Source organism: Streptomyces sp. RLB3-17 (genome assembly GCF_007113425.2).
Lineage (GTDB): Bacteria > Actinomycetota > Actinomycetes > Streptomycetales > Streptomycetaceae > Streptomyces > Streptomyces mirabilis_D.
Genome location: NZ_CP041610.2, coordinates 11,807,244 through 11,820,019 on the forward strand (window position 1 = coordinate 11,807,244; position 12,776 = coordinate 11,820,019).

Here is a 12,776-nt window from a genome sequence, read left to right on the forward strand (position 1 = left end):
CCATGGCCCCGATCCTCACTCTGGACGCCGTTGTGGCCGGATACGGTGCCGGCGACATCCTCAAGGGCGTGCACCTGACCGTCGAACCCGGCACGGTCACCTGCCTGATCGGTCCCAACGGGGCAGGGAAGTCAACCGTTTTGAAGACCATCAGCGGGCTGCTGCGGCCGAAAGGGGGCACCGTCGCCTTCCGCGGCAAACCCCTGGGCAAGCTCTCGCCCAGGGAACGGCTGAGGCTCGGTATCGTCCACGTTCCCCAGGACCGCAGCCTGTTCCCGGCGATGAGCGTGTGGGACAACCTCCTCATGGGCGGCTACACGCTCAAGGACCACAAGGTGGTGCAGTCCCGCATCGAACGTGCCGTCGAGGCCTTTCCCATCTGCACCAAACGGGCGCGGGAGCAGGCCGGTTCCCTCTCCGGCGGAGAGCAGAAGCAGGTCGAACTCGCCCGGACCCTGATCCTCGACCCCGCGCTCATCCTTCTCGACGAGCCCTCCATCGGCCTGGACCCCAAATCCCGGCAGCAGGTCTTCACCAGCATCCGGCAACTCGCCACCGACGGCCGCACCGTGCTCCTTGTCGAGCAGAACGCACGCTCCGGTCTGGCCGCCTCCGACGTCGGGGCCGTCCTTGAAGCAGGCCGGGTCCGCCTCGTCGCCAGTGGTGCCGAACTGCTGGACGATCCCGAGGTGGCCCGCCTCTACCTGGGAGCCGCGCAGCGATAGGTGCCACGCCAACGGCCCCTTACCCGCAAGCCCTGCCCACGGACACCGACCGCGGGCAGGGCAGCGGCCGTTCCCGGGCCGCCACCCGTGGTGGCGGCCTGGGAGCTGCGATCCCCTTGCTCTCTTTGGCTTCCTCGCCCTTTTGGCGTCGCTGTCCCCGCCTGCCTTCGCCATTCCCCAACGTCCCCTCGTCGAGAAGTGCTTGGTGCCCGGCAGGGGCGAACAGCCCCGCTATTCCCCGTTTGCCAGACCCCTGTTGTGCAGGATTGCACAACAGGGGTCTGTCGGTTGCCCGCCGGCATGAGGCGGGCGTCAAATGGCCAGGGCCGGAAACGCAGCCGCTGCTCGGGAGCGGCTTTCGTTGAGTGAACAGGCCGGCTTCCGGGTTTGCCCGGACCCCAGCTCACTGCCCGCCCCCCACCAAGGCCGCCGCACTTTTGGCGGTCTCTCGGCTCATCGACCTGTCTGCCCTTGGTATGAGAGGGAGTTCACCGTGACACCAGCCATCCGACGCAATCTGGCCTCCAGCGCCTGCATCCTGGCGACGCTGTTGACTGCCAGCTGCTCAACAAATCCGGCAACGGGCGCCGCAGGAGCCGGCAGCGGTTCCCATCAGCCGCTCCGGATCGGCATTTCGCTGTCCATGACCGGAGACTTCGGCGACACCGCGCGAGCAGCGAAGCGCGGTTACCAACTCTGGGCCGATCAGGTCAACAAGTCCGGCGGGATCCTCGGACGCCAGGTACAGCTGAAGATCGTCGACGACGCGAGCAGCAGCACCCAGGTGGTGACCAACTACCAGAATCTCATCAGCAGGGATCACGTCGATCTCGTGTTCGGACCGGTGTCGAGCCTGCTGACCGTGCCCGCGGCTCGGGTGGCCGCCCGGTACGGATACGCCTTCATCGAATCGGCGGGGGGCGCACCCACTGTCTTCGCGCTGCATCTGCACAACCTCTTCCTCGCCCAGCCGTCACCCGTGGCGGAACTCGGCGTGAGTTTCTGCGACTACATACTGTCGCTGCCGGCCGACCGGCGACCCAGGACCGTCGCGTACTCCAGTGTCGACAACCCGTTCGCCACCTCGGTCGTGGATACGATGCGCCGGCGGTTGCAGGCCGCGGGCATCACGACCGTGTTGAACCAGACCTACCCCAGCGAACAAGCCGACGTCGGGCCCACCGTGTCACGGATCGTTGCCACCCGCCCGGACATGGTGATCGCGGGCACGCAGGGCGAGGACGCCTACGAGACGGTGCGGGCGATGATCCAGCAGCGTTTCAACCCCAAGTGGCTGTTCATGCCGAACGACGCGAACGACCCGGTCAACTTCCCCGACAAAGCCGGGAAGGGCAATGTCGCCGGGATATTCACCTCGAACGACTGGTCACCTCTGGTGAACCGCACCGGAAACCAGCAGTTCGTCAAGGAGTACCTCGCCAAATTCGGCGGATCCGCGGACACCATCGACGCCAGCTCGGCCGAGGCGTATGCGGCCGGACAGATCCTGCAGGCGGTCACCGAGAAGACCGGGAAGGCCGACAACACCACGATCATCTCGGCCCTGCACTCCATGACCGTCCAGACCGTCGAGGGCAGCCTCAGCTGGGACAGCGACGGAGCGACCAGCGGGCACGACAACATGCTCGAGGAATGGACCAACGGCCGGCTGCTTCCCGTCTATCCGAGCAATACCGCCGTACATGCGCCCCTGATCCCCAAGCCCGCGTGGGGAGGCTGACCTGCCATGCACACGCTGATCCAGGCATTGCTTCTCGGGATACTGACCGGTGGAGTGTACGCGCTGATGTCCACCGGGCAGACGCTCGTGTTCGGTGTCATGCGCGTCGTGAACGTCGCCCAGGGCATCTTCGTGATGCTCTCCGCCTACCTCAGCTACACCCTGCACACGCACTTCGGCATCGACCCGCTGGCGACCATCCTGCTGGTGATACCCGCGATGTTTGTCGTCGGGGTCTCCGTCCAGATCCTGTTCATCAAGCCGGTCAAGCGACGCAAGGCCGAGGTCAGTTTCGAGCAGACCTTGCTGATCATGTTCGGGGTGGCGATCGGTATCGAAGGAATCCTCGACTTGATCTACGGTGCCGACTACCGGTCCATCCACACCAGTTACGCCAACGCCTCGTGGGAGGTCGGCGGGTACACGGTGTCGGTGGTTCGTGTGCTGGCCTTCGGCGTCGCCGCGGTACTGCTGTCCGGACTGTGGCTGTTGCTGCGGAAGACGCGGTTCGGCCGCTCGCTGCGGGCCACGGTGCAAAACCCGGTCGCGGCGAAGCTGCTCGGGGTCGAAGCCGAACGCGTCGGGGCACTGGGGATGGGCGTGGGCGTCGCGCTGGCCGGCGGTGCCGGCGCGGTGTACGGGATGCTGTACCCCTTCAACGCGAACAGCTCCTACGACCTGATCTCCCGGCTGCTCTCGATCACTGTTCTGGGAGGTCTGGGCAGTCTGCCCGGCGCCGTCCTCGCCTCGGTTGCCTTCGGCGTGGTCGAAGCGGTCGTGGCGGCGACCATCAGCCCCGTGTGGGCACCGTTCACGTTCTTGGCCGTACTCTTCGTGGTGGTGCTGGTCCGCCCCCAAGGGCTGTTCGGCACAGTCGAGCGAGGTGCGCTGTGACGTTCGATCGGCTTTCACGGACACCGGCTTTCCGGCTCGGCCTGCCGCTGCTGATCTGCGCCTGCTTCCCCCTGCTGGTGCACACCTCGTGGATACTCAACCTCGGTGTTCTCACCATCATGTACGCCGCGCTGGGGTCGTCGTGGAATCTGCTCGGCGGCTTCACCGGCTACATATCGCTGGGCCACGCCGCGTTCTTCGGCTTCGGCGCCTACTCCCTGGCGCTGCTCGGCGGACCCGACAGGGCGGCACTCGCAGGGTACGGGCCATTCCTCCTGGTGCCGCTGATCGCGGTCGCGGCGGCCGTCATGGCCGCGCCCATCGGCTGGGTCGTCCTGCGGGCCCGCCATGTGGCCTTCGCGATCGTCACCATCACGTTCTTGTTCATGGCTCAAGCCCTGGCGTTCAACCTCACCGGCGTGACACACGGGTCCGCCGGGCTGACAGCCGCCGTGGCGCCGTTCGCTCCCGATGGTTACGAGGCGCCCTTCTACTTCGCCATGCTGGTGATCCTCGCGGTGGCCGTCACCCTGTTCGAGGTCACCCGCCGTGCCCCGCTCGGACTCGCACTGACCGCGGTGCGCGAGGACGAGGACAAGGCCCGTGGCGTAGGTGTGCCCACCACGGCGATCAAGGTCATGATGTATTGCGTCAGCGTCAGCCTGACCGCCGCTGCAGGCGCGGTGTGGGCGTACTACATCTCCTTCATCCTCCCGCAGTATGCGGTCGATCCGCTGCTGATGGTCGGAACGGTGCTGATGGTCTTCCTCGGAGGCAAGGGAACCCTGTGGGGACCCACGATCGGAGCGCTGGCCATCGCACCCGTCCAGGAGTACCTGGCCTACTCGGTCGGCGCGAGCCAGTTCTACCTGGTCGGCTATGCGGCCTTGTTCCTCGCCGTCATCCTGCTGCTTCCCCGGGGCATCCTGCCCACCGTGGGCGAGTGGCTGCGCCGTCGACGCGGAACTCGCCGTGAACCGTGGCCGGCCGAGGCTGCATCCCCGCAGACGCCCACGCCGGACGGCACCCCTGTGTGACGCTGGCGCGAGGCGGGGGAAGGCGGGTTCTGATTACGGCGGGTCCAGCGGCCGGTGAACGAGTACGTCCTTGGGCGGGGCAGCCGCCCCGCCCAGGGATCTCAGGTGACCTGACGTGGTGCGTCCGCCCGGGGGCCCAGGGTGTGGATTATGCAGTCGGTGAGCGCCGAGGTCAGCCCGGGGCCCGTGGCGCTCAGGTCCGGTTCGAAGCCCTCGTACCTGTAGGAGGGCTGGAAGGTTCCCACGTGGATGCGGCCGTCCCGCAGCATCTCGGCCTGGGCCGCGGCTCGCGGGTCCGGCGAGGAGCTGAGCGCATCACCTGTCCCGCGTGTTCCAGCGCCTCCAGCACGCCCTCGACGTCCTTGGGCAGCGTGACGGGACCACCGGCGTACGGCTCCGCCGACTGAGCCCGCCTCGGCACGCGCGGGACAGATCCCAGGACATCGGCGCGACGTGCCGCTACTCAGAGGGGTTTGGAGCTGCTGCCGCTGAAGTGCACTCAAGGTTGTTCTGGTGAGCGGGAGTGAGTGCCGGTGGCCTTGGCGTGGCGCGTCCCTGGGTCGTGGTGCCCCGCCTTTCGAACGGGAACTGGCGTTCTTGCATCGAATGCGTGACCTTTGCGGGCGGTGCTCGTTGGATGCGGTGACGGATCTTCGGGGCGGGGGTGAAGTGGGTGGGCGGGCTGAGGACACTGGCGGAGCCGTTCGTTGCGTCCGGCCCCAGTGGTGTGGCGGTCCGTGCCCGGCTCAAGCATCTGACGCCCGGGGATGAGGAGGTGCTGCGCCTGGTCGGCGCGCATCTGGGCGCGCTCGTCTCGAAGGACCTCAAGGCGCGCTGCCGGGATGGTCTGGAACACTCCGCGGACACGTGGGCGGCACGCAAACGGGAGCTGACGCCGCTCTCGTCGTCGCGTTGGGCGGGCAGCATCACCAAGGCGTCGCACGACCAGTGGGCGCTGGCCCGCCGTGGCCAGCTGGCGCACATCCAGGACCTGGAAGCGGGCATCCGCACCATCGGGCATCGGCTGTCGATGCCCATCGGGGAGAAGGGCTCCAAGAAGGTGCCCGGGGGTTATCGGTCGCGGCAGGAGTGGCACGCCAAGACGCGCCGTCTGCATGTGCTGGAGGACCGGCTGGCCGCCGGGCGGGCCGATCGTGACGCCGGGCGCGTGCGTGTCGTGCGCGGCGGCAAGCAATTGGCCCGCACCCGGCACCATCTCGAAGCCGCGCAGCTTACCGAGGCCGGGTGGCGCCAGCGGTGGGAGGCTGAGCGCTGGTTCTGCCAGGCCGACGGAGAGTCCGGGAAGCGGTACGGGAACGAGACGATCCGGGTCAGTCCCGAGGGCGAGGTGAGCATCAAGCTCCCCGCCCCGCTCTCGTATCTGGCGAACGCTCCGCATGGACGGTACGTCCTCGCGTGCAGGGTGCGGTTTGCGCACCGGGGTGCCGAGTGGGCCGACCGCGTCGAGGCCAACCGGGCGGTGGCCTACCGCATCCGCCTGGACGTAGGCCGGGACCGCTGGTACCTGACTGCCTCGTGGCAGATCCCACCCAGCCAGACCATCCCGCTGGCCGCCGCGCTTGCGCAGGGCGTGATCGGCATCGACATGAATGCCGACCACCTCGCAGCCTGGCGCCTGGATGCCTGCGGAAATCCGACCGGCACCCCTCGCCGCTTCTTCTACGACCTGTCCGGCAGCGCCGATCACCGTGACGCCCAGGTCCGCCACGCCCTGTCCCGGCTGCTGAACTGGGCCAAAACCTGTGGTGTGAAGGCGATCGCCATCGAGGACCTGGACTTCGGTGCGGAGAAGACCCGCGAGAAACACGGACGCAAGAAGCGGTTCCGGCGCCTCATCTCCGGCATACCCACGAGCAGGCTGCGCGCCCGGCTGACCTCCATGGCCGACCACACCGGCATCGCGGTCATTGCCGTGGACCCGGCCTACACCAGCCGCTGGGGCGCCCAGCACTGGCAAAAACCCCTCACCTCGAAAACCAGGAAGACCACTCGCCACGACGCTGCCGCCGTGGCGATCGGAAGGCGCGCCCAGGGATATCCGATCCGGCGACGGACGACACCGCCCCACGACGACCGGAGTGATCGGCGTGGGCATCGGACCGTCCAGGCCCGACCGGGCATCCCCGGGCGTGAGGGAACCCGCCCCCGCGTCCCCGGACCACGGACACGATCCGTGCATGCCGGACGCGGAGCGAACGCGGGAGACCAGAACACCCAACACCGTTCGGGGCGTTCGGCTGAGCACGAATCCTGGCAACAGGACTCACTCCCGCTCAGTCTCTAGGAACGGTCGGCCTCCTCGGCATAGTGATGCCTCATCCATGTAGTTCATCGTTCAACTTCGTGTATGAAAATATGTTCACCATCGCCAATGTCAAGGCCGCGCCCAGCCCGGATCTGCTGACTCCCGAGAGCTCGGTGATGCTGTTCGTCGATCACCAGCCGCAGATGTTCTTCGGCTCCAGCAGCGGCGACCGCACCGCGATCATCAACGCCACCGTGGGCCTGGCGAAGGCGGCCAAGGCGTTCGACGTCCCGGCGGTGCTGACCACCGTGGCCGCCGAGTCGTTCTCGGGCCCGATCCTGCCGCAGCTGGCCGAGGTCTTCCCGGGTCAGGAGATCATCGACCGGACCACGATGAACGCCTGGGAGGACAACGCAGTCGTCGAGGCGATCAAGGCCACCGGCCGCCGGAAGATCATCATCTCGGGCCTGTGGACCGAGGTGTGCATCGTGCTCCCGGTGCTGTCCGCGCTCGGGCAGGGCTACGAGGTGTACGTGGTGGCCGACGCCTCCGGCGGCGTCACCCCGGAGGCACACGAGCACGCCGTCGAGCGGATGGTCAATGCCGGTGCGGTGCCGGTGACCTGGATCCAGGTCCTGCTCGAGCTGCAGCGCGACTGGGCCCGTGCCGAGACCTACCTGCCCGTCATGGACATCGTCAAGGAGCACGGCGGCGCCTACGCCCAGTCCGTCATTGGCGCCCACGCCGCGGGCTGACCACCGGCCCGCCGGCCCGAGGGCACCCCGCCCCGGACCGGCGCCGGTCCGCTGACCTCGATGTGCACGGCGTTCGAGGGTGGCAGCGGCAGAAACGCCAACCGCCGCGCGGGTAGGCGCGGAACTGCACGTGCATGACGGTTCGTTGGGTGGCCCCGGGAGGTACTGCCGTGTGCGGGACCGAGCACGGTGAGCGGCCTCATCGGTGCGGTCAACTATCTGGGACCGGGCCATGTCTTCACCGCGAACATGACCGGCAACGTGGTCATCATCGGCTTCGCCGCCGTCGGCGTCCCCGGCGTCCCCGGCTTCTCAGTGCTCGGCTCGCTGGTGTCGCTGGCGGCCTTCCTGCTGGGAGCGGATCGCCGCCGGCTGCAAACCGTGCTGCGCCCGTGTACTTCGCCGTGCTGACTGCACTTCGACCATCGCGGGCGGGAGTCATGACGGTCGCGGTCACGGTGAAGTGGCACAACGGGCTCTGGGTGCAGAACGACGGCTACGAGTACCCGCTCGTCCTGATCGTCCTGCCGGCCGTGCTCACGCTCACCGGACCCGGCCGTTGGCCAGTCGACCAGGCCCTCGGGCTGCTCCCCTGGGCACCCTGGTGGGCGGCCGCGGCCGCCGGCTTCGGCATCGCCGGCGGGCTGATGACCCGCGCCCTCCTGGGACGGCCGGGCCTTCACCACTGAGTGATCGGGAACGTCCGCGCTGCCAGGAAGGTGAGAGTGCCATGGGGACCGAAACGAGGGGCCATCAGAGCGCGGTATCACCGTCGCCGACCGACGGTGGTGACGGCCGAGGCGTCGACCAGAGCATCGATCGTGACCTGCTCGACTGGTGGATGCTGGTGATGCAGGGTTTCTACGCCCCCCAGGACGCTCTCGTGAGCGAGGTTGCCGAGCGCTTCGACCTCGGTCGAGGCCTCGCCGATGTAGTGGTGCGCTTGCTCGCTGCCTCCCAGCACCGGATGCCGATGTCACGCCTGGCGCAGGAGGCAGGCGTGTACAGCGGCGGGTTCACCAAGCTCGCCGACCGGCTTTGCGTGGCCGGTCTGGCCCGGCGTGTGGCGTGCGAGGCCGACCGGCGCGTCGCCTACCTGGAACTGACCGGCCGGGGCGAGGACACTGCCCGGGCCATCTCGCGGACGGTGGCACAGATCCTGCGCGCTCGCGTCCTCACTCCCCTCGGACGCGACCGGGCGGCCAAGCTTGCCGATGCCATGCGTGAACTGCGCGACGCCAACGACGACGCCGGGAAGTAACGACGTACCAGGGCGTCCGAGTCATCACGCCGGCCACATCGGCGGCCGGGGAGCAAGTGTCGGCCAAGCAACCTCCCCACGGCCGACGGCTATTGCGTACGACCAGCCGTCAGTACCTGCGACGTCGGGGAATCCGGCACACCAAGGAGGGGCAACGCCGTCCGGCATCGCCCTTAACGCCTCCCGACCACAGGAGGCAGCAGTGCGGGAGGCTCAGGGCGGCTGCGATCCGTTTCATGAGCGGAAGATCGTCGCTGGTCACGATCTTGCGGATCAAGGCGATGCGATGGTGCTGGGTCGTCAAGGCCGGGAACGGCAGCGTTCGCGGCCTGATTCGGTCCATGAGCGCGTCCGGCGGGTGCCGGACGAACACCGCGCGGCCATGGTGGACGAGCGCACGGCGGGGGACTCGGCCTCGTTCCGGGATGTCAATCCCGGTGTGGCCGCTTGTGCAGATCTGCACGGTCGATTGACCCGGTGTCATGGGCGAACCTAGCGTGCGCGTGCCGACCATCCGCGCCCCGGCGCCGGCCTGACGGCGCAAGACGTCACGGTCGTCGGCGGACTCGACCCGACAGGAGACACCAGTGACCATCAGTGCGGCACCCAACCCGGCCCACGACTTGCAGGGCCGGCTCTCGGTCACCCCGTACATCCCGGCGCCGGGCCACACCGCCGTCGATTTCGAGACCCGCGTCGACTTCGACCGGTTGCGGGCGTACCGGCTCGCCCGGGCACGCGCCGCGCTGGAGGCATCCGACCTTGGCGCGCTGCTGGTATTTGACGTGAACAACATCCGCTATCTGACGAACACCGTCATCGGTGAGTGGTCGCGTGACAAGATGACCCGCTACGCATTGCTCACCCGGGGCGGCGAGCCGGTGGTGTGGGACTTCGGGTCCGCGGCCCGGCACCATCAGCTGTACGCGCCGTGGCTGGCGCCGGGCAACTCCCGAGCGGGGCTGCTCGGGCTGCGTGGGGCGATCGCGCCGGAGGCCGGGCTGATGGAGCGAGCCGTCGCAGAGATCAAGGACCTGCTGGTGCAGGCAGGGGTGGCTGGCGGGCCGGTCGGCATCGACATCATGGAGCCGCCGTTCCTGTTCGAGTTGCAGCGCGCCGGCATCCGGGTGGCCGACGGCCAGCAGGTCATGCTCGACGCGCGGCAGATCAAGAACGTCGACGAGATCCTGCTGCTCAGCCAGTCCGCGGCGATGGTGGACGGCGCCTACCAGCAGATCGCCGACGCCCTCAAGCCGGGCATCCGCGAGAACGACATCGTTGGGCTGGCGCACAAGTACCTCTACGAGCAGGGCTCCGACGACGTGGAGGCGATCAACGCGGTCTCCGGGGAGCGCTGCAACCCGCACCCGCACAACTTCACCGACCGGCTGATCCGCCCCGGCGACACCTGTTTCTTCGACATCATCCAGTCGTACAACGGCTACCGCACCTGCTACTACCGCACCCTCAACGTCGGCTCCGCCACCCCCAGCCAGCGCGACGCCTACACCAAAGCCCGTGAGTGGATCGACGCCGCCATCGAGCTGGTACGCCCCGGGCAGACGACGGACACCATCGCCCGCGCCTGGCCGAAGGCGACCGAGTTCGGCTTCGCCACCGAGATGGACTGCTTCGGCCTCCAGTTCGGCCACGGCCTGGGCCTCGGCCTGCACGAACGGCCCATCATCAGCCGCCTCACCTCCCTCGAGAACCCTGTGGAGATCGAGGAAGGCATGGTGTTCGCCCTCGAGACGTACTGCCCCGCCTCCGACGGCTTCTCGGCCGCCCGCATTGAGGAGGAGGTCGTCGTCACCGCCGACGGCGCCAAGGTCCTGACCCTGTTCCCGGCCCAGGACCTGTTCGTCGCCAACCCTTACTGACGGGGCGCCAACCGGCACAAGTCGGGGTGGGATCTGTCTCTCACCCGCCCGCCCACAACGCGCCTTGTGGCGTGGTCTGTTGCCGGATACGGCCGTATCCGCCCTCGACCGGGCACTCCTGTCGCCTGTCTCTCACAGGACCGAAATTCGAACTCTGGTATACGTCGTGAACGATACATACCATGGCGGGGTGAACGAGATCCTGGCCAATACCGTGCTGTTTGCCGGGCTGCGTCCGGATGCGGCCCTCACCTTGGAGACGGTGGCGCAGCGGCGGCATCTCGAGCGCGGCGGGGTCGTGTTCCGGCTCGGCGATCTCGGCACTTCGATGTATGTGATCACCCGAGGCAAGATAGGGATGACCCGCCCCGCCGGCGCGGACCGCGACAGTCTCCTGGCCGTACTGGGCCCTGGCGACCTCCTCGGCGAGCTCACCCTGTTCGACCCGGCGCCGCGCAGAGCCACGGCGACCGCCCTGACCGACCTCGAACTGGTCGAGTTCACGGCGTCGGCCGTACGCCGCTGGCTGCAGGAGGAGCCCGACGTGGCATGGCACTTCCTGCAATTGCTCGCTCGTCGGGTTCGGCGCGTCAACGACGCCGTGGAAAATCTCCTGCACGGCCACATCCCGCTCCGCGTCGCCCGCATGCTCCTCGACCTGGCCACGAAGTTCGGCACCCCGACACTCGAAGGCATCCGCGTCGACCACGGCCTCACCCAGGAACAACTCGCACACTGCGTTGGGGCATCACGCGAGAGCGTCAACAAGTCCCTGTCCGAACTCGCCAACCGAGGCGTCGTCCGCCTTGAACTCCGCAGCCTGGTCATCCTCGACATCGCCAAACTGACCCACAAGGCGCGCGCATGACCTTGCCCGGCCGAACCGAGCCGCTTCGAGCAGGTCACCAGGCGAGCACTGACGGGCTGTCACGGATCCGGCTTTCTCGGTGATCGATCCGAGGAACCGGATTCTGGTTCGGGCACGGACGCCGCAGGACACGGCCGTCTGCCACGGCTGCGGGGCCCCGGCAGCTCGTGTGCACGGCTGTCGCCGACGGACTGATGGTGCGTTCGATGTGCCTGACCAGTCCGTCTCGGCCGTTTCGGCGCCCTGTCCGCGGGGCGCGTCGATGAGATCATGAAGACTCAGGCGAGGGCGTCGAACCCCGCGTAGCCACGGCGGTAGTACACGAGCGGCGATCCCGAGGGGTCGGAATCTCCTGCGACGATCAGCCCGATGACGATCTCGTGGTCGCCGGCGGGGACGACCTGGTACAGCTCGCAGATCGCATGCGCTGTCGTGCCCGTGGTCAGGACCGGCAGCCCGCCCGGCCCCGGCCGCCAGTCGACGTCGGTGAACTTGTCACCGCCGGAGGTCGCGAACCGGTTCGAGATCGCGTCCGAGCCGGACGCCAGCACGTTGACGCAGAAGCTCTGCCGCTGCTTGATCGCCCCCAGCGTCTGCGAGCCCTTCCCGATGCAAGTGAGCACGAGAGGCGGCTCGCACGACAGGCTGCACACGGCCCCCGACGTCATGCCGACCGGTGCGCCGTCCGCCGTCAGCGTGGTGACGACGGTAACGCCCGTCGGAAGTGCGGCGGCCAGCGACCGGAAATGGTCAGCTTCAATTCCGTAGCCCGCCAGATTGACCACTGGTGACATCGACATGCAATCGGTGAACCCCGTACTCATTCGGACTCCTCGAATGTCAGGGCAGGGACGTATCGCCGGTTCAGCGAAGCAGGGAACACACGCCCGGCACAATCGTCTGTGCAGAATCAGACACGGTCGGTTTCGTAGCCGTTGTCCGCGAACAGTGCCAACGCGCTGTCACCAGGTACACCGTCACCGGCTGCCGGCCCGATCGGGATCCACTGTGGACAACCACCTGCCCCCTCCCGCAACCATGACCCGTGGCCGGCAAACGAGAACCGCGCGGGCCGGAGGCGGAGGTGCCTTCAACAATTCACGCTGCGCGGCATCGGGTCAAGACATTCGTCGGCTGCCACGAAGTGCAGGATTCCACAGGAAGGTTCATTGACCCGTGCGGTCGCCGTCGGCTTTTATTCGGCGTTATTACAGGCTCATTCCCGTGCGGTGACGATCAGTCATTCCGTCGGGTACTCGCCAGCGCAGCTGTCAGTGCGGACCGTTGCGATCGGGGGCTGTTGAGGCCCCGCACCCGTCACTACAGCGACAGTGAAGGGAAGGTGCATC

The 12,776-nt window shown here is 67.8% G+C and carries 10 protein-coding genes and 2 pseudogenes; 11 read left to right on the forward strand and 1 reads right to left on the reverse strand.

Translation table 11 applies throughout. The features are described 5' to 3' along the window. Window positions 1-2 precede the first annotated feature (2 nt). The 11 genes and pseudogenes from FNV62_RS53445 to FNV62_RS53495 all read left to right on the forward strand — a co-directional run bounded on the left by FNV62_RS53445 (window position 3) and on the right by FNV62_RS53495 (window position 11,427). On the forward strand, window positions 3-725 hold the full coding sequence (locus tag FNV62_RS53445) for an ABC transporter ATP-binding protein (protein ID WP_143605009.1): 723 nt from the start codon (window positions 3-5) through the stop codon (window positions 723-725). 361 nt (window positions 726-1,086) lie between these two features. Further along, window positions 1,087-2,466 (forward strand): amino acid ABC transporter substrate-binding protein, encoded by a 1,380-nt coding sequence (locus FNV62_RS53450; RefSeq protein ID WP_164331926.1) that lies wholly within the window; start codon window positions 1,087-1,089, stop codon window positions 2,464-2,466. A 6-nt stretch (window positions 2,467-2,472) separates the two neighbouring features. Next, window positions 2,473-3,360 carry a branched-chain amino acid ABC transporter permease gene (locus tag FNV62_RS53455; RefSeq protein WP_143605011.1) on the forward strand — a complete coding sequence of 296 codons (888 nt, stop codon included), beginning with the start codon at window positions 2,473-2,475 and terminating at the stop codon, window positions 3,358-3,360. Continuing rightward, the gene (locus tag FNV62_RS53460; RefSeq protein ID WP_143605012.1) at window positions 3,357-4,397 is read left to right on the forward strand and encodes a branched-chain amino acid ABC transporter permease; all 1,041 of its coding nucleotides are present in this window, start codon (window positions 3,357-3,359) and stop codon (window positions 4,395-4,397) included. Before FNV62_RS53455 ends, FNV62_RS53460 begins: the two co-directional genes overlap by 4 nt. A 673-nt stretch (window positions 4,398-5,070) precedes the next feature. After that, window positions 5,071-6,702: pseudogene (locus FNV62_RS53465) on the forward strand (IS200/IS605 family accessory protein TnpB-related protein). 71 nt (window positions 6,703-6,773) lie between these two features. Further along, window positions 6,774-7,418, forward strand: a complete 645-nt coding sequence (locus FNV62_RS53470; RefSeq protein ID WP_143605875.1) for a hydrolase — start codon at window positions 6,774-6,776, stop codon at window positions 7,416-7,418. Window positions 7,419-7,583: 165 nt separating this feature from the next. Then, a pseudogene (locus tag FNV62_RS53475) lies at window positions 7,584-7,778 on the forward strand (DUF1275 family protein); the annotation flags it as partial. 80 nt (window positions 7,779-7,858) lie between these two features. Beyond that, window positions 7,859-8,107 (forward strand): hypothetical protein, encoded by a 249-nt coding sequence (locus FNV62_RS54965; protein WP_181360987.1) that lies wholly within the window; start codon window positions 7,859-7,861, stop codon window positions 8,105-8,107. A 41-nt stretch (window positions 8,108-8,148) separates the two neighbouring features. Then, window positions 8,149-8,679 (forward strand): MarR family winged helix-turn-helix transcriptional regulator, encoded by a 531-nt coding sequence (locus FNV62_RS53485; protein WP_205522504.1) that lies wholly within the window; start codon window positions 8,149-8,151, stop codon window positions 8,677-8,679. Window positions 8,680-9,266: 587 nt separating this feature from the next. Beyond that, a complete protein-coding gene (locus FNV62_RS53490) occupies window positions 9,267-10,559 on the forward strand; it encodes a M24 family metallopeptidase (protein ID WP_143605015.1) in 1,293 nt (430 codons plus the stop codon). A 190-nt stretch (window positions 10,560-10,749) separates the two neighbouring features. Beyond that, a complete protein-coding gene (locus FNV62_RS53495; RefSeq protein WP_143605016.1) occupies window positions 10,750-11,427 on the forward strand; it encodes a Crp/Fnr family transcriptional regulator in 678 nt (225 codons plus the stop codon). A gap of 278 nt (window positions 11,428-11,705) precedes the next feature. Here FNV62_RS53495 and FNV62_RS53500 read toward each other — a convergent pair whose 3' ends face one another. Continuing rightward, a complete protein-coding gene (locus FNV62_RS53500) occupies window positions 11,706-12,251 on the reverse strand; it encodes a flavin reductase family protein (protein ID WP_143605017.1) in 546 nt (181 codons plus the stop codon). Between the last annotated feature and the right edge of the window lie 525 nt (window positions 12,252-12,776).

Coding starts and splice junctions, on each gene's coding strand:
- FNV62_RS53445 (WP_143605009.1), top strand. CDS start 3: ATGGCCCCGATCCTCACTCTGGACGCCGTTGTGGCCGGATACGGTGCC.
- FNV62_RS53455 (WP_143605011.1), top strand. CDS start 2,473: ATGCACACGCTGATCCAGGCATTGCTTCTCGGGATACTGACCGGTGGA.
- FNV62_RS53470 (WP_143605875.1), top strand. CDS start 6,774: ATGTTCACCATCGCCAATGTCAAGGCCGCGCCCAGCCCGGATCTGCTG.
- FNV62_RS54965 (WP_181360987.1), top strand. CDS start 7,859: ATGACGGTCGCGGTCACGGTGAAGTGGCACAACGGGCTCTGGGTGCAG.
- FNV62_RS53485 (WP_205522504.1), top strand. CDS start 8,149: ATGGGGACCGAAACGAGGGGCCATCAGAGCGCGGTATCACCGTCGCCG.
- FNV62_RS53500 (WP_143605017.1), bottom strand. CDS start 12,251: ATGAGTACGGGGTTCACCGATTGCATGTCGATGTCACCAGTGGTCAAT.